We start from the raw sequence: 19,872 nt of genomic DNA, 5'->3' as shown, positions 1-19,872 counted from the left end.
GGAATCGAAATAGCCACTGCGACCTTTTTAAATTAACATTTCTGTCTACAGGGTATCACTCTTGCTTACCTGAAAATTCACAGATTGTCACAAGTGGTTATATTCAACCCATGACATACACCATCCATTCACGCCAGCTCTCCCAAATCTTTCAGAAGATCAGTTGCACTTTCGCAGAAAAGCGAATTCGCGATAAGCTAATCTGATCAAGTCTGCACTCCCACCATAGCGAAATCACAATCTTCTCTTTACGGGGCCGTCATCCAATGACTGCAAGAAAATGGCATCTCCATTTCCGAACAACGTCAATCTCCAAGATCGCCGCGTCGCCAGACGTCGTGCATCTGACATGCAAGACTATAGGCTCCTAAGGCTACAGGACGTCCTCACCCTCTGCGCCATGAGCCGCACCAGTATCTACGACGCAATCAAACACGGCCAGTTTCCCTCCCCCGTACACGTCCACGGCCGAAGCACACGCTGGGTCAGCAAAGACGTCCACGACTGGCTGGCGGCACGCATACTGCAGCAGCGAACGAAGCACGAACAGCCGCAGTAGCAATCTCCAGTGCGCCTAAACGGCGCTCAGCGCCTCACGCGTCACGACGTCCAGATAATCTGCCCACGCCTGCATCATCACAGCTCTCTCGTCGAGATAGGCTGCCCGATCATAAGCCCGCTGCACCTTATCCTTCACCACATGCGCCAACTGCCGATCGACGGGTTCATGGCGGTATTTCAGCGTTTCCTTGATCGTGCTCATGGCCAGCGTCCTGAAGCCATGTCCTGTCATATCGCCTTTGTAGCCCATTCGTTCGATGACTTTCAGGATCGTGTTGTTACTCATCGGGCGGGAGTGATCCCTCATGTTGGGAAACAGCAGCGCACCGCCACCGGTGAGCTTTCGTAGCTCCTCGATCAATTCAACCGCCTGGCGCGGCAGCGGAACGACGTGATCAACCTTGATCGGGTTCAGATGGCGCTTGCCCAGCTTCATTCTTCTCCAAGGGATTACCCACTGCTTGGTGCCAGGAGGCAGCTCGGACCATGGCGCCTCGATCAATTCGCTGGTTCGGATAAACACAAGCATCATCAACCGCACCGCAAGCAAAGTCACCCTGCCCGTGCGCGCTTCGTTGCTATGCAACGCGCGGAGGAATCTCGGTAACTCTTCGCTCGTAATCGCAGGAAAGTGACCCGGCGACACCGGCTGCAGAATGTCCGCCATGTCGGTCACAGGATTACGGTCGGCAATTCCAGATTGAATCGCGTAACTGAAAATCTGACGGCAGACGGCTCTCTGGCGCTTGGCAATTTCTACGGCGCCACGGGTCTCGATCTTGCGCAGGACCGCGATAATGCGCCGATGAGGCAAACCCATGATCGGCTCGGGGCCGATGTCCGGGAAAATATCCTGCTCCAAGCGATGCAGGACGTTCTCCGCATACTGCGGAGACCACGACTTCATTTTATTCGCGTGCCAGTCCCGGGCGACTCGCTCGAAGGTGTGGGCACGCTGGTCAGCCGCGGCCACACGCTGCGCGTCACGGTCTCTGGCAGGGTCGATGCCATCACGCAGCAACTGACGCGCCTGCGCGCGCTTGGTGCGGGCCTCAACTAGGCTGACGTCGGGATATGGGCCGAAGGTCAGCAAGTTCTCTTTGCCGTTGACCTGCCGGAAGCGAAAGCGCCAGGTCTTGGACCCGTTCGGTAACACCTCGAGATAGAGTCCATCGCCATCGGACAATTTGATCAGCTTCGCACCAGCTTTGGTGGTCTTCAGCTTGAGATCGGTAAGTGGAATGACTAGCTTAGGCATACTGCCTCCCCGTATCAAAATTGATTTGCAGGAAGGGGATGTAATGTAGAAAGTTTTGCGGGTAGGAGCCGGCGCGGGGTAGAAGTCATACCCGCATCCATACCCACAAAACCACCGGCTTTTAGCGTACAGCTGTGAACGCTAGCGGACGCCGGATAACAAAAAACCCCCAGGCTTCACTATGAGCGGTGGGGGTTTTAGGACGCTGCTGAAAATCAGCGAACGTTTAACTGGCGGAGACGGTGGGATTCGAACCCACGATACAGGTATAAGCCGTATGCATCCTTAGCAGGGATGTGCCTTCGGCCACTCGGCCACGTCTCCTAGTCGATTACTCAACTATGCCTGCTTCATCAAACAACGCTGCAGCAGACGACCGTCATAGTATAGACCAGGACCGTTTCGGTCAAGGCAACACGACGGTTTTTTTTGAAAAAATTATGCTTTTTCCAGTTCGAATGCCTTGTGCAGCGCGCGCACGGCCAGTTCCATGTATTTCTCGTCGATCAGTACCGAGATTTTGATTTCCGAGGTCGAAATCATCATGATGTTGATGCCCTCTTCCGACAGCGTGCGGAACATTTGCGAGGCCACGCCCACGTGCGAGCGCATGCCGACGCCGACCACCGAGATTTTCGAGACCTTGGCGTCGCCGGTCACGCTGGCAGCGCCCAGTTCTTCGCGGGTGCCGTTCAGCACGTCGATGGCGCGCTGGTAGTCGTTGCGCGAGACGGTGAACGTGAAATCGGTTTTACCTTCGACCGACTGATTCTGTATGATCATGTCCACTTCGATATTGGCATCGGCGACCGGGCCCAGGATGTGGTACGCCACGCCCGGACGGTCAGGCACGCCCAGCACGGTGATTTTGGCTTCGTCGCGGTTGAACGCGATCCCGGAGATGACTGCTTGTTCCATGTGTTTGTCTTCCTCAAACGAAATCAGGGTGCCAGAGTTGGCTTCTTCTTCGATGTCGAGCATCGGGTCGGTCAGCGACGACAGCACGCGGGTCGGTACGCGGTAGTTGCCAGCGAATTCCACCGAGCGGGTCTGCAGCACTTTCGAGCCCAGCGACGCCAGTTCCAGCATTTCTTCGAACGTGATCGCCTTCAGGCGGCGCGCTTCGGAGACCACGCGCGGGTCGGTCGTGTAGACGCCATCGACATCGGTGAAGATCAGGCATTCGTCGGCCTTCATGGCGGCGGCAATCGCCACGGCCGAGGTGTCGGAACCGCCGCGGCCGAGCGTGGCGATGTTGCCGAGGTCGTCCACGCCCTGGAAGCCGGTGATGATGACGATCTTGCCGTCGTCGAGGTCGCGGTTGACCTTGTCGCTGTCGATCGACTGGATGCGGGCCTTGGTGTAGGCGGAATCGGTTTTAATCGCGACTTGCCAGCCGGCGTAGGAAACGGCCTGCTTGCCGATTGCCATCAGCGCCATCGCCAGCAGGCCGACCGAGACCTGCTCGCCGGTGGAGGCAATCATGTCCAGCTCGCGCGGGTCGGGCTGGGACTGGATTTCCTTGGCCAGGGCGATCAGCCGGTTGGTCTCGCCCGACATTGCCGAAGGCACGACGACGATGCGGTGACCGGCGTCATGCCACTTGGCGACACGCCGCGCGACGTTCTTGATACGGTCCGTCGAACCCATCGACGTTCCGCCATATTTGTGCACGATTAAAGCCATAACAGAGAGTTTTCCGCTCATTGAAGGTAAATGGAACCCTAAACTCTACATGCGGCAGTGCAAAATAACAAGTCAGGAAGCTCATATTCTCATACCGTATAGGCATATACACATACAAAATTCGGTCAACGCGCCGATTTTTTACGTGCTCTGCCAACGCAGCCGGATTCTTCCGACCCCTTCGACCAGATGCGTGCAATCCATGCCGATGCCGGCGGCAAAAATCAGCGCTTTGCCGGCATGTACCACCGGCAAACGACCGCGCTCCCAGGCCGGGATATCGAGCTCCTGGAAGTGGTATTTGAGCGGACGGGTCGGGCGGTTGGCGGCGCGCTTCAGGCGTTCGCCGCCGCGGCGGAACTCGATCAGCAGCGGCAGGCTGCGCAGCCAGTCCGCGTCGAGGCCGATTGCGGAAGCGTCTGCAGGCGCGGCGCTTGATGGCGTATCTTCAGCGTAAGCGTTGGCTTCGGCTTCGGCTTCGGCTTCGGCGTCGGCTTCGGCGTTGACGTTGGCTTCGGCGTTGACGTTGGCTTCGGCGTTGACGTTGGCTTCGGCGTTGACGTTGGCTTCGGCGTTGACGTTGGCTTCGACGTTGGCGTTGGCGTTGGCTTCGACGTTGGCGTTGGCGTTGGCTTCGGCGTTGGCGTTGGCGTTGGCGTTGGCGTTGGCTTCGGCGTTGGCGTTGGCTTCGGCGTCAGCGCTGGCGTCGGCATCGACACCGGCGCTGACAGCGGCGATGAGATCGGCGCCGACGGCGGCACTTGCCGGCATTTCGATGGCAGCTGCGCCCTGCCCTGCATCCGCACCGGCCGTATCGGCAGCGCCGACCACGTCGAAATACAGCACGCCACCGTAGGCCGGGAACGCCAGCTGCGCTTCACCGTTCCAGCGGAACGTGGTGCCCGGGGTCTGGTCGAACCGGTCTTCCCGCGTGCCTTTGAGGTCGGCCAGCTTGGGCGTCAGGTACAGGCGCTCGCGGTAGCGGCGCACGTGGCAGTCGGGGTGCGTCACCAGGACCTGGGCATCGTCGCGCGCCTCCAGTAGCTGGGTCACGGTTTCCGCCAGCCAGGCCGTGCTGGGCATGCGCAGGCCGCGCAGGCCGAACCAGTGGCGCAGCAGGTTGTGGATGCGGTCGAGGCTGAGCGCGCGCAAGCTGACCATGTCGAGGCAATCGCCGTCCAGGCACAGGGCCAGGTCCTGCTGCGCCAGCTCGGTCAGCAGGCGCTGGGCCGACTGGGCGTGGGCGGCGCTGCGCGCCAGGCGTGCCTGAAAACCGGGAAAGGCAGCAGCCAGCGCCGGCATGATGGTGCGGCGCAGCGCATTGCGGGCAAAGCGCGGGTCGTCGTTCGATTCATCATGGATGTGGACGATGCCGTGTGCCGCCACGTACTGGTCGAGCTGCTGGCGCGAGGCGCACAGCAGCGGCCGCGCCATCACCAGCTGGTCGTTGCCCAGCAGGCTGGCGGCCATGTTGGCGGCATCCATGCCGGACAGGCCGGCCGGGCCGGAGCCGCGCAGCAGCTGCAGCAGCACGGTTTCAGCCTGGTCGTCCTGGTGGTGGGCAGTGAGCAGCAAGTTGATGCCATGTTCGCGGCACAGCGCCCCCAGGGCGGCATAGCGGGCCTTGCGGGCCGCCTCCTCGGTGCCGGCCTTGTCCTTGCGTTGCAGCGTGACCTGGCGCGCCTGGAACGGCACGCCGAGCGCGGCGCACGCCTGTTCGCAGTGGGCCAGCCAGGTATCGGCATGGGGGCTCAGGCCGTGATGGATGTGGAAGGCGTGCAGTTGCAAGCCGTGTTCGGCGGCGTGGGCATGCGCCAGGTGCAGCAGTGCCGAAGAGTCGAGGCCACCACTGAGGGCGATGGCGATGTGGCGGGTGTTACCGGCCTGCGCACGCGCGGCCAGTACTGCCTCGGCAAAGGTGCTGGCGAGTGTGGGGATTTGCTGCTTCATGGTGTGGTTCCAAATGCGAACCGGGGGCAACGCATGCGCGTGCCCCCGGCTGGTTTGTGTGAGTCTCGCCTGCGTGGCAGCCCGCCGTTGCGGAATGACAGGTTATCAGCTGGTCACTGACGTGTTCCGCCAGCTGGTCTTCGACCTGGGCGCCGGCGGCGCAGTACGCTTCGCCAGCTAGTCGATCACCGCCTTATTCCTGCGGCGTGGTTTCCTTGAATTTGCCGTAGCCCAGCAGTTTCTGGTGACGCGCTTCGATCAGGTCCTTGGTTTTTACGCCCTGGAACTGGCGCAGAGAATCGGCTAGCGCGCGCTTGAGCATGGTGGCCATGGCTTTCGGATCGCGGTGGGCGCCGCCCAGCGGTTCGTTGACGATCTTGTCGATCAGGCCAATCGCTTTCAGGCGGTGCGCGGTCAGGCCCAGCGCTTCGGCGGCGTCGGCCGCGCGCTCGGACGTTTTCCACAGGATCGACGCGCAACCCTCGGGCGAGATCACCGAGTAGGTCGAGTATTGCAGCATCAACACCGAGTCGCCGACGGCAATCGCCAGCGCGCCGCCGGAGCCGCCTTCACCGATGATGGTGGCGATCAGCGGCACTTTCAGTTCCGCCATCACGTACAGGTTGTGGCCGATGGCTTCGGACTGGCCGCGCTCTTCGGCGTCGATGCCGGGGAAAGCGCCCGGGGTGTCGACAAAGGTGAACACGGGAATGCCGAATTTCTCGGCCAGTTTCATCAGGCGCATGGCCTTGCGGTAGCCTTCCGGCTTGGGCATGCCGAAGTTGCGCATCGCGCGCTCCTTGGTGTCGCGCCCCTTCTGGTGGCCGATGACCATGCAGGCCTGGCCGTTGAAGCGGGCCAGGCCGCCGACGATGGACTGGTCGTCCGCATAGGTGCGGTCGCCATGCAGTTCGTGGAAGTCGGTAAAGATTTCATTCACGTAGTCCATCGTGTATGGACGCTGCGGGTGGCGCGCGATCTGCGCGACCTGCCAGGGCGTGAGCTTGGCGTAGATGTCCTTGGTCAGTTGCTGGCTCTTCTTGGCCAGACGGTCGATCTCCTCCGAGATGTCGACAGCCGAATCGTCCTGAACGAAGCGCAGCTCTTCGATTTTGCCATCGAGCTCGGCAATCGGTTGCTCAAAATTGAGGAAAGTCGTTTTGGTCATTGTACCTCCGGGATTATTCTTGGCTGCGCCCACTGCATGGGTCTGCTTCAGACGGGCAAAAAAAGGCCTCGCGCAGCGATTAGAGCACTTATTCTACAGGAAGCGGGTCCAGACTACGCCATAAGTACCAGGTTGCCACCGTTCGCCAGGGCTCCCAGTTGGCCGACACCTCGCGCGCATCGCTGCGTGAAACGGGTTCGCCTGAGAAATAATTCTGGCTGATGCCCTGGATCAGGCCGGGGTCGTCGAGCGGCAAAACATTGGGGCGCAGCAAATTAAATATCAAAAACATCTCGGCTGTCCAGCGGCCGATGCCGCGAATCTGCACCAGCTCGGCGATCACGGCTTCATCTTCCATCTGGCCCCACTGGGCGCTGTGAACACGCTTGTTCTTGAAGTGGTCGGCCAGGTCAAGGATGTACTCGGTCTTGCGCTTGGACAGGCCGCACGCGGACAGCTGCTCGGCGCCAGCCTTGATCACCTGGGCCGGCGTGCACTTGGGGCAGGCCAGCAGCAGCTTGCGCCAGGCGGCGTCGGCCACCTTGGGCGTGACCTGCTGGCCCACGATGGAGCGCGCCAGCGTGGTGAACGGGTCGTCGTGCCCGACCAAATGCAGGTCGCCGAACTGCGGGATCAGCTTTTTCATGATGCGGTCGCGCTTCATCAGCTCGACCTTGGCCTGCTCCCAGTAGGCCGGTACGGCCGACAGCGGACCGGCCGCGTCGGCCACGGCTGCTGCCTGGTCCTTGCTTGCCGCCTTGGTCGCCATCATGCGCGGCGCCAGTTGGTGGTGCCGTCGGGTTTGTCCTCGAGGATGATGCCGGCTGCCAGCAGGTCGGCGCGGATCTTGTCCGACTCGGCAAAATTGCGCGCCTTCTTGGCCGCTGCCCGCTGCGCAATTTGCGCAGCGATGGCGGCGTCGCCCGTGGTATCGGTTTCACCGACCGCCGCCTGCCGGAACTGCTGGGCGCTGCGGCCGAGCAGGCCGATGACATCGGCCAGGCCCTTGAGTTGACGCACCAGCGCCGGCGACTTGCTCTTGTTGATTTCGCTGGCAAGGTCGAACAGCACGGCAATGGCCACCGGCGTATTGAAGTCGTCGTCCATGGCCTGGGCGAAGCGCACGGCGTGCGCCTCGTTCCAGTCGAGCGCAGCGCCGTCGCCCTCGACCCCGTCGAGCGCCGTATACAGGCGCGTGAGCGCCACGCGGGCGTCGTCCAGGTGGGCGTCCGAGTAGTTGAGCGGGCTGCGGTAGTGGGCGCGCAGGATGAAGAAGCGGATCACTTCGGCATCGAATTTTTTTAGCACGTCGCGGATCGTGAAGAAGTTGCCCAGCGACTTGGACATCTTTTCGTTATCGACGCGCACGAAGCCGTTGTGCACCCAGTAGTTGACCATGGGCCGGCCGAACGCGCCCTCGGACTGGGCGATCTCGTTCTCGTGGTGCGGGAACTGCAGGTCGGCGCCGCCGCCGTGGATGTCGAAATGTTCGCCCAGCAGCGCCGAGCACATGGCCGAGCATTCGATGTGCCAGCCCGGGCGGCCCCTGCCCCACTTGGAATCCCATTTCACTTCCTCGGGTTCGGACTCTTTCGAGGCTTTCCACAGCACGAAGTCGAGCGGATCGCGCTTGCCGGCATTGACGTCCACGCGCTCGCCGGCGCGCAGGTCGTCGAGCGACTTGCCGGACAGGCGGCCATAGTGGGGGAAGTTGCGCACCGCGTAGTTGACATCGCCATCGGCGCCCTGGTACGCCAGGTCCTTCTGTTCCAGCGTTTCGATCAGCGCCAGCATCTGCGGCACGTACTCGGTGGCGCGCGGCACCAGCGTGGGCGGCAGGATGCCGAGCGCGCCCGTGTCCTCGTCCATGTAGCGGGTAAAGCGCGTGGTCAGCTGCGAGATGGTTTCGCCGTTTTCCACGGCGCGGCGGATGATCTTGTCGTCGATATCGGTGATGTTGCGCGCATACGTGACCTCGTAACCGGAAGCCAGCAGCCAGCGGTACATCACGTCGAACGCCATCATCATGCGCGCGTGGCCGATGTGGCAGTAATCATAGATGGTCATGCCGCAGACATACATGCGGACCTTGCCGGTCTCGATGGGAACGAATGCCTGCTTGTCACGCGCCAGCGTGTTGTAAATCTTTAAATTACTCATCGGACTCTTGCGTATTTTTTGCGTATTTTTATTTTGCCGCGCGCTGCGCGGTGTATGACTGCCGGATACCGGTAGTGTTATTGTTTCTATCTTCCAGCAGGTAGAATGGCATGGTTTTGGAGAAGTATATCATTGATAAAAACCGCATAGTCCACTAAAGGAAGACCATATGCATCACCCCCAGCCTTCGTTGTTCGGTCGACTGAGCACCGTGCTTGCCGGCCTGGCCCTGTCCGGCGCAGTGGCCATGATCGGCGCCGGTGCGGCCAGCGCAGCCCCGGCCGAGCCGGCCGCCCACCCGCAGGTGGAAATCAAGACCACCATGGGCGACATGGTGGTGGAACTTGACCGCGAAAAAGCGCCGAAGTCCGTCGACAATTTCCTCGCCTACGTAAAATCGGGCTTTTACAAGGGCACCATCTTCCACCGCGTCATCGACGGCTTCATGATCCAGGGCGGCGGCTACGACGAAAAGCTCAAGCAGAAGCCGCTGCGCAAAAACATCCCGAGCGAATCGCAGAACGGGCTGTCGAACGACGCCTACACCATCGCCATGGCGCGCATGGACGACCCCAACTCGGCCAACTCGCAGTTTTTCATCAACGTCGTCGATAACCCGGGCCTGAATTTCCCGGGCCGCGACGGTGTCGGCTACACGGTGTTCGGCAAGGTCATCGACGGCCGCGAGACGGTGGACAAGATCAAGGGCGTGCTGGTGGACGACAAGGGCATCTTCCAGAACATCCCGGTCACGCCTGTCATCGTCAAGTCCGCAACGATATTGAAGACCCCGATCCAGCCCAAAAATGTAGAATAGCGCCCAGCCGCTTCAATTCACTATTATTTAAGAAGGAAAACCCATGACCAAAGTAATCATCACCACCAACAAGGGCAAAATGGTTGCCGAGCTGAACGATCAGCTGGCGCCGAAGTCGGTGGAAAACTTCCTGTCGTACATGAACGCCGGCCACTACACCAATACCATCTTCCACCGCGTGATCGACGGTTTCATGATCCAGGGCGGCGGTTTCGAGCCAGGCATGAAGCAGAAGCCGGCCGACGCCACCGTGGAAAACGAAGCCAAGAACGGCCTGAAAAACGAGCCTTACACGCTGGCCATGGCCCGTACCTCGGCGCCGCACTCGGCATCGGCCCAGTTCTTCATCAACGTCAAGAACAACTCCTTCCTCGACTACCCGGGCCAGGACGGCTGGGGCTACGCCGTGTTCGGTAAAGTGGTCGAAGGCACCGAAGTGGTGGACGAGATCCGCAAGGTCAAAACCACCCGCAGCGGCATGTTTGCCGACGTGCCGGCAGAAGACGTGATCATCGAAAAGATCGAACTGGCTGCCTGATCGCCGATGAGCCCTACCTTGACCGGCGCGCACGCGCACACCACCGTATCGGCACCGTGCGCGCTGTTCATTTCCGACCTGCACCTGCAGGTCGCCCAGCCTGCCATCACGGCGGCTTTCCACGATTTCCTCGCCCGCCATGCCCGCCACGTGCCCCAGCTTTATCTGCTGGGCGACCTGTTCGAATACTGGGTTGGCGATGACGACCTCGACGATCCATTCAACCGCGACATCATCGACGCCCTGCGCCGTGTCAGCGACGCCGGCACCGCCATCTACTGGATGGGCGGCAACCGCGATTTCCTGGTCGGCGCCGGCTTTGCCGCTGCGGCCGGCCTGACGCTGCTGCCGGAAGTGCACGTGACCGAGATCGGCGGCCAGCGCCTGGTGCTGGTCCACGGCGACGCCCAATGCACGGAAGACGTCAAGTACATGGCGTTTCGCGCCATGGTGCGCCAGCCGGCGTACCAGCAGCAGTTTCTGGCGATGCCGCTGGCGCAGCGCAAGGCGATCGTCGCCGGCATGCGCGAGAACAGCCGCACGGACCAGGGCGAAAAAAGCGAACAGATCATGGACGTCACGCCGCAGGCGATTGCCGACCTGTTCGCGCAGACCGATACCCGCATCATGATCCACGGCCATACCCACCGCCCTGCCCTGCACACGGTCGGCGCCACGCGCCGCTACGTGCTGCCCGACTGGGAGCCGGCAGCGACACCGCCGCGCGGCGGCTGGATCGCCATCGATGGCGCGGGCGCGATCACGCGCCACGGGCTCGATGGCGCGGTCATTCCTTCAAGGGACCTCGAAAAACCGTAGCGAGCGGCCCGATATCGTCTTGAGTAGCGCAAGCGTACGAAGGTACGCTGAGCAACGGAGAGGCGATAGCGGGTCGCGCAGTAGGTTTTACGGGGTTCCCTTCAGCGAAGCGCCGCCATGGCGGCGTTCAACCGCTTGATCAGCGGCTGGTTGAGGTCGCGCGTCTGCGGCGTCCAGCGTCCGATGGTGCGGCGCAGTTCGGCCTCGAGCGCACGCGCCTTGTCGACATCGCCGGCGCCGGCCGCCCAGATCGCATATTCCGCCTGGACGGTGAAGCCGCCGTGGTTGCTCAGGGCATGGTCGAACTCGACCCGCGCCTCATCCTGCCGCCCGGCTGCCGCCAGCGCCTGGGCCAGCAGCAGCGTCACCTGCTCGGCACGAAAACCGGCGTTGGCGGCGCGGATGGTGCGCAGGTGCCCGATGGCAGCGTCGGCGCGGCCGCAGGCCAGCGCAGCGCGCGCCGCACCGAAGCGGATTTCCAGGTCGCCCGAGAACGGCCCTTGCAGGCAGGCTTCGTAGGTGCTGGCTGCTTCGGCGGCGTTACCGCCTTCGAGCAGGGCACTGGCCAGGCGCATCTGGTTTTGCGCGGTCGGCGTGTACTCATAGGCTGCCCGTGCTTCGCGCAGTTCGCGGCCCGGGTCCAGCGTCCTGACGGCAACCGACGCCACCTTGCGCGCGCCCTGCTCGATGCGCGAACTGGGCAAGTAGACAGCGATGAAATACACCACGCTGCCCAGCAGCGGGAACATGAACAGGATGAACAGCCAGTACATCTGCTGGCCGCTGCGGATCACGTGGACGGCAAAATAAAGCGCCACCAGAACGTGGATGCCGATACCGAAAATATGCATGAGTTGCCTCGAAAAACGCTACAGGACAGCAATTGTAGAATTTTATTAGCAACATCACAAGCAGTCTTCCGCGTCGCTCAACGCCCTGCGCCGCCAGATTCCGCCGGCCGCAAACGCGCCACCAGCGCCCCCGGGCGGGTATCGATGGCAGTCAGTTCGAACTGCACGCCGGCGTAGCGCAGCTCTTCCGGTTTGAACGTGTGGACGGCAACATTCCTGACCAGCGTGTCGCTGAGCAGGTTGGCCACGCTGGCCAGTTGCGCCTGCTTGCCGGGATCCATATTGTCGAGCGCGAACTGGTCGACGTGGGTGTCGGCGATGTAGATGGTGTTGCGCAGCGTATCGACATTGAGGCGCCCGGATACGGCCATGGTACCGCGCCACGACTGGCGCGCCAGCAAGGGCGTAACGTTCATATCGAAGGTCAGCGCCACCCGGTTGTTCTCGGCCAGGATGGCCAGCTGCGGGCGGCTCAGCTCGACCTCGAAGATGCCCAGTACCCGGTGGTGCATGGGAAACTTGCGGTCGAGCCCCTGTTGTAGCTTGTCCTGGCGCAGCTCGACATCGCGCGGGCCGATCAGGGCCGCGCAGGCGGTCAGCAGGCCCGCCAGCACGAGCACCAGCAACAGCGGGGAGGAAAAACAGCGTTTCAGCTTGGTCATGGAAAGCTTCCGTCGATGAGGATGGCGCCATTATGACCGAGCTTGCACGCCCGGTGTCAGGCAGCGATGTGGAGCGGACGCTGGGGGTCGAACGTGTCGGGCGCCACCAGTTCGCCGAACTCTACCTGGCGCGTGGCGATGTCGTGGAACGCGCCCACCAGTCCGATCTCGCCGCGCCGGATGGCGGCGCGCAGGAAGTTGCTGCCATCGATGATTTCTGCCAGCGAGTTTTCGACGTTGTGGCGCGCCACGCGGTCGCGCAAGGCCTTGTCGCCGAGGTGCGCATGGTCGCCGCACTGGTGGATCGCCCACTGGATCTTGCCGGTGATGGCGCCGATGCTGTGCGCCCCCTCCTGCTGCATCGCCAGGCCGATGGCGCCGCACGACGAGTGCCCTTTCACCACGATCAGCTTGGCGCCGAGCTTGGCGGCGATTTCCAGGCTGCCGATGATTTCGCGGCTGATCACGTTGCCGGCGATGCGGATGGTCAGCAGGTCGCCCAGGCCGGCATCGAAAATGATTTCCGGCGAGGTCCGCGAATCGATGCAGTTGACCACCACGGCCATCGGATGCTGACCGCCGGCCGTGGCGCTGGCCTGGTGCACATAGTCGTTTTCGAAGCGGCGTCCTTCGCGGAAGCGCCGGTTGCCTTCCTTGAGCACCTGCAGCACATCGGCGGGCGCCAGCTTTTTCTGCGTCGCGTGGTCCAGTACCGGCACGAACTGGTCCGGTGCATGCTGGCCATGGCCGGCGCGCAGGCCCACCACGCTCAGCTGCACGTTGCGCTCGGCCGCCACGCTGCGGTAATCCTCGATCACTTCCAGCGCGTCATGGTCGATGTAATCGGTGCCGGCAGCGTCGATCACCACTTGCGAGCCCTCGGGTATCTTCCACAGCGCCTCCTTGATGGTGGCCTTGTTCAGGAACGACACCTGATTGGGCAACGCCATCTTGATCACGTCGCCGATGTGCAGCTTGTACTGCTGCAGCGTGTACGGATTACGGAAATTACTGCGCAGCAGGTAGAACACGCCGGCTGCCAGGCCGATCAGGACGCCGGTCAGCAGGTCGGTCGCCACGATGGCCACCACGGTGATCGCGAACGGCATGAACTGCGCCCCGCCCTTGCGGTACATGTCGCGGAAAACGCCGACGTTGGCCAGCTTGTAGCCGGTCGTGATCAGGATCGCCGCCAGGGCTGCCAGCGGAATCATGTTCAGCACTGGACTCAGCACCAGCACGCCCAGCAGCAGGAACACGCCATGCAGCACGGCCGAAGCCTTGGTCTTGTTGCCCGACTGGACATTGACCGTGCTGCGCACGATCACCGACGTCACCGGCAAACCGCCTACCAGGCCGGCCAGCATATTGCCGGCACCCTGGGCCAGCAGTTCGCGGTTGGCCGGCGTTTCACGTTTCAGGGGATCGACCTTGTCCACCGCTTCCACGTTGAGCAGCGTTTCCAGCGAGGCCACGATGGCAATCGTGATCCCCACTATCCAGACATCGATATTACCCAGGTGGCGCAGGTCGGGCAGCTGCAGGAAGGCGGCCGGGTCAGTGGCGTCGATCGGCGGCAGGTCCACCAGGTGGGTGGGGCCGACCGCCAGCGCAGGCGCGACCGCGCCAAGCAAGGCGTTCAGCGCAACCGCGAACGCGACCACGAACAGGGGCGCCGGCAGCATCTTGAACCTGGCCAGCGGCGTCTTGCCCCAGTACACCAGGATCAGGATGGACAAGGCGGCAATGAGAAGCGCGCCCGGCGTCACCGCAGCAACTGCCTGGCCCAGCATCGAGAACAGGTTTTCGCCATTGCCCTGGAAGAAGGAGAAATTGTCGGCGTTTTTCGGATCGTAGCCGAACGCGTGCGGAATCTGGGTCAGGATCAGCAGGATGCCGATCGCCGCCAGCAAGCCGTTGATCACGCTCGACGGCACATAGTTGGCGATGAAGCCGGCGCGGCACAATCCCATCACCATCTGCAAGGCGCCGGCAATCACGATCGCCACCAGCAGGATCTCGAAACTGCCGAGCTTGGTAATCGATGCCAGCACCACGGCCGCCAGCCCGGCCGCAGGTCCGGCCACGCTGGTCTGCGAACCGCTGAGCGCTCCCACCACGATGCCGCCGATAATCCCGGAGATAATCCCCGACATCAACGGCGCGCCGGAGGCCAGCGCAATGCCCAAACATAACGGTAAAGCCACCAGAAAGACCACAACTGCGGCCGGCAGATCATATTTTAAATTCTTCATGATGAGCGTCCATATTCAAAAAGAGAATGAATCAGGCGAACGGTTTCCTCCCGCAACAGCAGGGATAAAAACAGAAACCTTGACGAAGACGATATACAGGCAGGTGCGCGTGCTGCGCACCGCGCCGCGATGCGCAGGGATCGCCTGGCATCGGTGGAGGACTAGTCTGGCGTTGAGCTTGGAAGAAAATATAGCACGGACTTTTGCAGCGCACAAAATTTTTTACCGTATTTTTGCGCAGCGTCTTTTATTTCCAGAAATTTAAATTTCCAGATTCAATATTCAAATTATCCGACAGAAATTAATAAGATTTAGCCGCGGAAAATTTTATTATTTATCGAACAAAATAAAATAAGGTCATCGCAGCGCATTATTATCGCGACAGAATCGCGACGAGACGCGCGCCATCACCCGCACGATTTCCCTAGAATCGGCTGATGCACACCACCCTCCGAATCGGCTGTGCCGGCTGGGGCATCGGCCGCGAGCAGGCCGACGCCTTCCCCGGCGACGACAGCCACCTCGCGCGCTATGCCCGCGTGCTCAATGCCGTCGAAATCAATTCGTCGTTCTACAAGCCGCACCAGGCAGCAACTTATGCGCGCTGGGCCGCCAGCGTGCCCGACCATTTTCGCTTCGCAGTCAAGCTGCCCCGCAGCATCAGCCACGAGCAACGCCTGGCCGGTTGCGACGCCCTGCTCGACGCGTTTGCCGCCCAGGCCAACACGCTCGACACCAAGCTCGGCTGCATCCTGGTGCAACTGCCGCCGAGCCTGCGGCACGACAGCCGCGCGGCCGGGCAGTTTTTCACGGCGCTGCGCCAGCGCTTTGCCTGCGCCCTCGCCTGCGAGGCGCGCCACGGCAGCTGGTTCGGCGACGACGCCACCGCGCTGCTGCGCGCTCACGGCGTCACCCGCGTGATTGCCGATCCGCCGGCCGGTGCGCCGGGACCGTACGTGCCCACGACCGAGCTGGTTTATGCGCGCCTGCACGGCAGCCCGCGCATGTATTACTCGTCGTATGGCGACGCCTACCTGGACCAGGTGGCGCAGTACCTGGCCGGGCGCGACGCCTGGTGCGTGTTCGATAACACCGCCTCCGGCGCGGCCCTGCCGAACGCCCTCGCCCTGCAGCACAAAACCGCCTGAAAAACGACAACGCCACAATCGATCTTGCCTTTTTGATTTTTACTGTTATAGTTAACTACAACACCACATCAATAGAGGACAGCACATGTCGACGACAGGATGGCATGACAATGCGCCGATCTACCGGCAGCTGAAAGACAAAGTGGTCGGCATGATGCTCGACGGCTTGCTCAGGGCGGGCGACGCCCTGCCCTCGGTGCGCCAGGTGGCGGCAGACTATCAACTCAACCCGATCACGGTGTCGCGCGCCTACCAGGAACTGGTGGACGAGGCACTGGTCGAAAAACGCAGGGGGCTAGGTATGTATGTAAGCGAAGGAGCACACGACAAACTGCTGACGAGCGAGCGCGCACGCTTCCTGCGCGAAGAGTGGCCGGCCGTGCTCGAGCGCATGCGCCGCCTCGGTCTCGATGCCGGTGCCCTGCTCGGGGCCGCATCGGCCGCATCGGCATCCCCGGCCACGCCGTCGGCGCCAGCAGGAGAACCGTCATGACCGCCGCCGCAGGCACCGGGCCGGCCGCCTGCCACGGTGCGGTCATCACCGCCACCGGACTGAGCAAGCACTACGGCAAACAGGCCGCGCTGCACGACATCAGCTTTAGCATCGGCGCCGGCCGCATCGTTGGCCTGATCGGGCCCAATGGCTCGGGCAAGACCACCACGCTCAAGGCCATCCTGGGCCTGACGCCGTTCGACGGCGCGCTGTCGGTACTGGGGCGCGACCCGCGCACCGAGCGCGAGCAGCTGATGCACGATGTCTGCTTCATTGCCGACGTCGCCATCCTGCCCCGGTGGCTCAAGGTGAAGGATGCGGTCGACTTCGTGGCCGGCGTGCATCCGCGCTTCGACCGCGCCCGCGCCGAGCGCTACATCGCCAACACCAAGCTCACGCCGCACATGAAGGTCGGCGCCATGTCCAAGGGTATGGTGGTGCAGCTGCACCTGGCGCTGGTGATGGCGATCGACGCCACCTTGCTGGTGCTCGACGAACCGACGCTGGGCCTCGACATCCTGTACCGCAAGCAGTTTTACCAGGACCTGCTGGAAGACTATTTCGACGACAACAAGACCATCGTCATCACCACCCACCAGATCGAGGAGGTCGAGCACATCCTGACCGACCTGATGTTCATCGAGCATGGCCGCATCGCACTGGCCGCCACCATGGACGAGGTGGAAGAACGCTTCACCGAGGTGATGGTCGAGCCGCAGTTCGTGGCGACGGCCAGCGCCCTGGCGCCGATCTCGCAGCGCACCGTGTTCGGCAAATCGGTGATGCTGTTCGACCGCGCCGACCGCACCCAGCTGGCCACCTTCGGCGAGCTGCGTACACCGAGCGTGGCCGATCTGTTCGTCGCCACGATGAAAGGACAAGCACAATGAACACCATGAAATGGCTGGTCAAGCGCGAGCTGTGGGAACACAAGGGCATGCTGGTCTGGACGCCGCTCGTGATTGCGGCACTGGTCGCTGCGCTGGCGCTGCTGGCGGTCTTCAGCGGCAACGAGATCCACTTCGGCGACACGATGGGTTCGCAGACCTACACCGTCAACATCCAGGGCCAGGCCCGCGCCGGCGTGGTCGCTGCGCTGTCGCAGGGCTATATCGTCGCTGCCGTGCCGGTGTACCTGGTACTGGGCTTCCTGGTGTTTTTCTATTGTCTCGGCGCGCTCAACGACGAACGGCGCGACCGCAGCATCCTGTTCTGGAAATCGCTGCCGGTGTCGGACCTGACCACCGTGCTGTCCAAGGTGCTGACTGCACTGGTGGTGGCGCCGCTGATCGTGGCCGGCGTCGCCATCGGTCTGGCGCTGCTGTTGCTGGCGGCCGTGGCGGTCAAGCTGTCGCTGCACGGGACGGTGCTGTTCGCCGACCTGCTGGTCGCGCCCGAGCTGTATCTGGCGCCGCTGCGCTTACTGGCCCTGCTGCCGGTGTACATGCTGTGGGCGCTGCCCACCGTGGGCTGGCTGCTGATGATCTCGAGCATGGTACGGTCGAAAGTGTTCGTGTGGGCGGTGGGCGTGCCGGTCGGCGCCGGCCTGCTGCTGATCTGGATGCAGAAGATACTGGGCTTCGAGCTCAATGCCTACTGGATCATCGGCAACGTGCTGAACCGTTTGCTGCTGGGCGTGGCGCCTGGGTCCTGGGTCTTGTTCGGCGCCGGCAGACCGGTGCTGTCGCAAGAGCACGGTGTGCCGGCACCGGACGCGGTCCTGCTGTATTCGTGGTCCACGCTGGCCGACCTGGTCCTGTGGCTGGGCGTGGCAGCTGGCGTGGCCATGATCGCGGTCGCCGTGTGGATGCGCCGCCGCCGCGAGGAAGGCTAGAGCAATCCGGCCAGGCACGACGCCGGCATGGCTCGGGCGAGGCGCCTCGCCTGCGCCATGCCGACCAGCACTGGCCGCCGCAGCAGCCCGGATCAGCCGGTGATGCGGACGGTTTATTCGAACTGCTGGCGGAACGCTGCAAATTGCGCGGTCAGGTCTTCGACCTGGCGCCGCAGCTGCTGGACTTCCTGCTCCAGCGCGCCGATGCGCGACCCCTGGGCCCCGCCGCTGATCGAACCACCGAGGCTGGCGGCGGTTTCTTCGCGGGCCAGCGCTTCTTCGCCCGCCAGCAGGTGGCCGTAGCGCGGCTCCTTGGTGCCGGGCGCCAGCGGCAGTTTCGCTACCAGCGGCGGGTATTTGTCGATCAGGAACTGCAGCGCATGTTCGACCTCGGCCACCGACTTGAACTCGTGCAGGCGGCCGGACCGGGTGCGGATTTCGCCGGCCGTCTGCAGCCCGCGCAGCATCAGGATGGTCAGCACGGCCAGCTTGTCCTGCTCGAGCGAGAACTTGATGCGCAGCCGGTGCTCGTACTTGGTCACGCGCGCGCCGGCCTGGGTGATGCCGTTGACGTACTTATTCTGCATCAGCCGTTGCAGCACCTCGGCCACCGTCTCTTCCGAAATCGCCATCACCGGGTCACGGCTCGAGAGCTGGTTGCAGCCGTTGACCAGCGCATTGAGCGAGAGCGGATAGTTATCGGGCGTGAGCGCTTCCTTCTCGGCCAGCACGGCCAGCACGCGCAGCTCGAACGGGTCCAGAATCTCGTTGCCTTTGGGCGTTGTTTCCATCTGCAGCTATCCTTTACGCGTTATTCGACAAGCTTGTTCAATTGGGCGGAATTCAATTTATCACAGTCGGGCGTGCCCTGGCAGTCGAGCCCGGCGGCGCGCAGCGTGGCCACCAGGCGCTCGATGCGCGCTTCCTGCTTGACCGCGTTTTCGATCAGCCCGCGCAAGGCCTTCGACAGCGGGTCGTCGCCGTTGGGCGTGACGCCGTACGCGGCAAACGGGTTGCTGGCGGCGCCCAGCGCCTCCTTCTGCACCACGTGGGCCGGGTTGCCGACGGCGGTGGCGCCTGCCGGCACCGGCTTGAGCAGCACGGCGTTGGAGCCGACCTTGGCGTAGTCGCCGACAGTGAAACCGCCGAGCACCTGGGCGCCGGCGCCGACGATCACGCCGCGCCCCAGGGTCGGGTGACGCTTGGTACCTGCGTGCAGCGAGGTGCCGCCGAGCGTGACGCCCTGGTAGATGGTGCAGTCGTCGCCGATTTCGGCGGTCTCGCCGATCACCACGCCGAAGCCGTGGTCGATGAACACGCGGCGGCCGATGGTGGCGCCGGGGTGGATCTCGATGCCGGTGACGATGCGTGCGCCGTACGAGATGAAGCGTCCCAGCCATTTCGCGCCATGCCACCAGCACCACGACGCCCAGCGGTGCATGACGATGGCCTGCAGGCCCGGATAACAGGTGAGCACTTCCCAGCCGTTGCGGGCGGCAGGATCGCGTTCGATGATGCTGTTGATGTCTTGGCGCAGGCGGTGAAACATGGGTGCAGGGTGATAACGATGACAACGAAGACGCGTATCTTATCTTAAGTCGGCGTATCGCGACGAGGACTGGCTGAGGGCGTTGCAAGGGGCCTCCCGGCAGGAGGCCCCGAAGGGTGAACC

General features: G+C 62.7%; 19 protein-coding genes, 1 tRNA gene and 2 pseudogenes. 9 read left to right on the top strand and 13 right to left on the bottom strand.

Annotated elements, in window-relative coordinates; genetic code table 11:
• The first annotated feature begins 280 nt into the window (after positions 1–280).
• On the top strand, positions 281–559 hold the full coding sequence (locus ASF61_RS05540) for an AlpA family transcriptional regulator (protein ID WP_307155871.1): 279 nt from the start codon (positions 281–283) through the stop codon (positions 557–559).
• A 15-nt stretch (positions 560–574) separates the two neighbouring features.
• On the opposite strand, the gene ASF61_RS05535 is transcribed toward ASF61_RS05540, so the two are convergent.
• The 8 genes and pseudogenes from ASF61_RS05535 to cysS all read right to left on the bottom strand — a co-directional run bounded on the left by ASF61_RS05535 (position 575) and on the right by cysS (position 8,783).
• Complete coding sequence (locus ASF61_RS05535) at positions 575–1,819, bottom strand: integrase arm-type DNA-binding domain-containing protein (protein WP_056152143.1); 1,245 nt, start codon at positions 1,817–1,819, stop codon at positions 575–577.
• Between the two features lie 231 nt (positions 1,820–2,050).
• Positions 2,051–2,143, bottom strand: a tRNA-Ser gene (locus ASF61_RS05530).
• 114 nt (positions 2,144–2,257) lie between these two features.
• Positions 2,258–3,505: an aspartate kinase gene (locus ASF61_RS05525; protein ID WP_056152140.1), complete on the bottom strand. Its 1,248-nt coding sequence runs from the start codon at positions 3,503–3,505 to the stop codon at positions 2,258–2,260.
• Between the two features lie 141 nt (positions 3,506–3,646).
• Positions 3,647–3,865 (bottom strand): annotated as a pseudogene (gene tilS, locus ASF61_RS24530) (tRNA lysidine(34) synthetase TilS); the annotation flags it as partial.
• 458 nt (positions 3,866–4,323) lie between these two features.
• A pseudogene (gene tilS, locus ASF61_RS24525) lies at positions 4,324–5,455 on the bottom strand (tRNA lysidine(34) synthetase TilS); the annotation flags it as partial.
• A gap of 193 nt (positions 5,456–5,648) precedes the next feature.
• The gene (locus tag ASF61_RS05515) at positions 5,649–6,623 is read right to left on the bottom strand and encodes an acetyl-CoA carboxylase carboxyltransferase subunit alpha (protein ID WP_056152137.1); all 975 of its coding nucleotides are present in this window, start codon (positions 6,621–6,623) and stop codon (positions 5,649–5,651) included.
• Positions 6,624–6,711: 88 nt separating this feature from the next.
• Complete coding sequence (locus ASF61_RS05510; RefSeq protein ID WP_373994531.1) at positions 6,712–7,395, bottom strand: DNA-3-methyladenine glycosylase; 684 nt, start codon at positions 7,393–7,395, stop codon at positions 6,712–6,714.
• Positions 7,392–8,783, bottom strand: a complete 1,392-nt coding sequence (gene cysS, locus ASF61_RS05505) for a cysteine--tRNA ligase (protein ID WP_056152134.1) — start codon at positions 8,781–8,783, stop codon at positions 7,392–7,394. The genes ASF61_RS05510 and cysS overlap by 4 nt, the downstream gene beginning before the upstream one ends.
• Positions 8,784–8,952: 169 nt before the next feature.
• Between cysS and ASF61_RS05500 the strand changes: the two genes are divergently transcribed.
• From ASF61_RS05500 to ASF61_RS05490, 3 genes are read left to right on the top strand one after another with little or no spacing between them, the layout of a single operon-like run.
• A complete protein-coding gene (locus tag ASF61_RS05500) occupies positions 8,953–9,600 on the top strand; it encodes a peptidylprolyl isomerase (protein ID WP_056152131.1) in 648 nt (215 codons plus the stop codon).
• A gap of 43 nt (positions 9,601–9,643) precedes the next feature.
• Positions 9,644–10,138 carry a peptidylprolyl isomerase gene (locus ASF61_RS05495; protein WP_056152129.1) on the top strand — a complete coding sequence of 165 codons (495 nt, stop codon included), beginning with the start codon at positions 9,644–9,646 and terminating at the stop codon, positions 10,136–10,138.
• Between the two features lie 6 nt (positions 10,139–10,144).
• Positions 10,145–10,957: a UDP-2,3-diacylglucosamine diphosphatase gene (locus ASF61_RS05490; RefSeq protein WP_056152126.1), complete on the top strand. Its 813-nt coding sequence runs from the start codon at positions 10,145–10,147 to the stop codon at positions 10,955–10,957.
• A 101-nt stretch (positions 10,958–11,058) separates the two neighbouring features.
• On the opposite strand, the gene ASF61_RS05485 is transcribed toward ASF61_RS05490, so the two are convergent.
• The 3 genes from ASF61_RS05485 to ASF61_RS05475 form a co-directional block, all read right to left on the bottom strand.
• Positions 11,059–11,808 carry a tetratricopeptide repeat protein gene (locus ASF61_RS05485; RefSeq protein ID WP_056152124.1) on the bottom strand — a complete coding sequence of 250 codons (750 nt, stop codon included), beginning with the start codon at positions 11,806–11,808 and terminating at the stop codon, positions 11,059–11,061.
• A 77-nt stretch (positions 11,809–11,885) separates the two neighbouring features.
• The gene (locus tag ASF61_RS05480) at positions 11,886–12,470 is read right to left on the bottom strand and encodes a DUF1439 domain-containing protein (RefSeq protein ID WP_056152120.1); all 585 of its coding nucleotides are present in this window, start codon (positions 12,468–12,470) and stop codon (positions 11,886–11,888) included.
• Between the two features lie 56 nt (positions 12,471–12,526).
• Entirely contained in the window at positions 12,527–14,725 is a 2,199-nt protein-coding gene (locus tag ASF61_RS05475; protein WP_056152117.1) for a bifunctional SulP family inorganic anion transporter/carbonic anhydrase, read from the bottom strand.
• Between ASF61_RS05475 and ASF61_RS23145 the strand changes: the two genes are divergently transcribed.
• The 5 genes from ASF61_RS23145 (at position 14,652) to ASF61_RS05455 (ending at position 18,200) form a co-directional block, all read left to right on the top strand.
• Positions 14,652–14,990: a hypothetical protein gene (locus tag ASF61_RS23145; RefSeq protein ID WP_162241967.1), complete on the top strand. Its 339-nt coding sequence runs from the start codon at positions 14,652–14,654 to the stop codon at positions 14,988–14,990. The two genes, ASF61_RS05475 and ASF61_RS23145, sit on opposite strands and share 74 nt — an antisense overlap.
• A gap of 172 nt (positions 14,991–15,162) precedes the next feature.
• A complete protein-coding gene (locus ASF61_RS05470) occupies positions 15,163–15,873 on the top strand; it encodes a DUF72 domain-containing protein (RefSeq protein ID WP_056152113.1) in 711 nt (236 codons plus the stop codon).
• Between the two features lie 85 nt (positions 15,874–15,958).
• A complete protein-coding gene (locus ASF61_RS05465; protein WP_056152110.1) occupies positions 15,959–16,366 on the top strand; it encodes a GntR family transcriptional regulator in 408 nt (135 codons plus the stop codon).
• Positions 16,363–17,256: an ABC transporter ATP-binding protein gene (locus ASF61_RS05460; RefSeq protein ID WP_056152107.1), complete on the top strand. Its 894-nt coding sequence runs from the start codon at positions 16,363–16,365 to the stop codon at positions 17,254–17,256. Before ASF61_RS05465 ends, ASF61_RS05460 begins: the two co-directional genes overlap by 4 nt.
• Entirely contained in the window at positions 17,253–18,200 is a 948-nt protein-coding gene (locus ASF61_RS05455) for a hypothetical protein (RefSeq protein WP_056152104.1), read from the top strand. Before ASF61_RS05460 ends, ASF61_RS05455 begins: the two co-directional genes overlap by 4 nt.
• Positions 18,201–18,313: 113 nt before the next feature.
• On the opposite strand, the gene ASF61_RS05450 is transcribed toward ASF61_RS05455, so the two are convergent.
• Positions 18,314–18,991: a YceH family protein gene (locus ASF61_RS05450; RefSeq protein ID WP_056152101.1), complete on the bottom strand. Its 678-nt coding sequence runs from the start codon at positions 18,989–18,991 to the stop codon at positions 18,314–18,316.
• Between the two features lie 20 nt (positions 18,992–19,011).
• Positions 19,012–19,749: a serine O-acetyltransferase gene (gene cysE, locus ASF61_RS05445; RefSeq protein WP_056152099.1), complete on the bottom strand. Its 738-nt coding sequence runs from the start codon at positions 19,747–19,749 to the stop codon at positions 19,012–19,014.
• Positions 19,750–19,872: the final 123 nt, after the last annotated feature.

Source organism: Duganella sp. Leaf126, from assembly GCF_001423125.1.
Lineage (GTDB): Bacteria > Pseudomonadota > Gammaproteobacteria > Burkholderiales > Burkholderiaceae_D > Rugamonas.
This window is presented reverse-complemented; position numbering and strand designations above follow the sequence as displayed.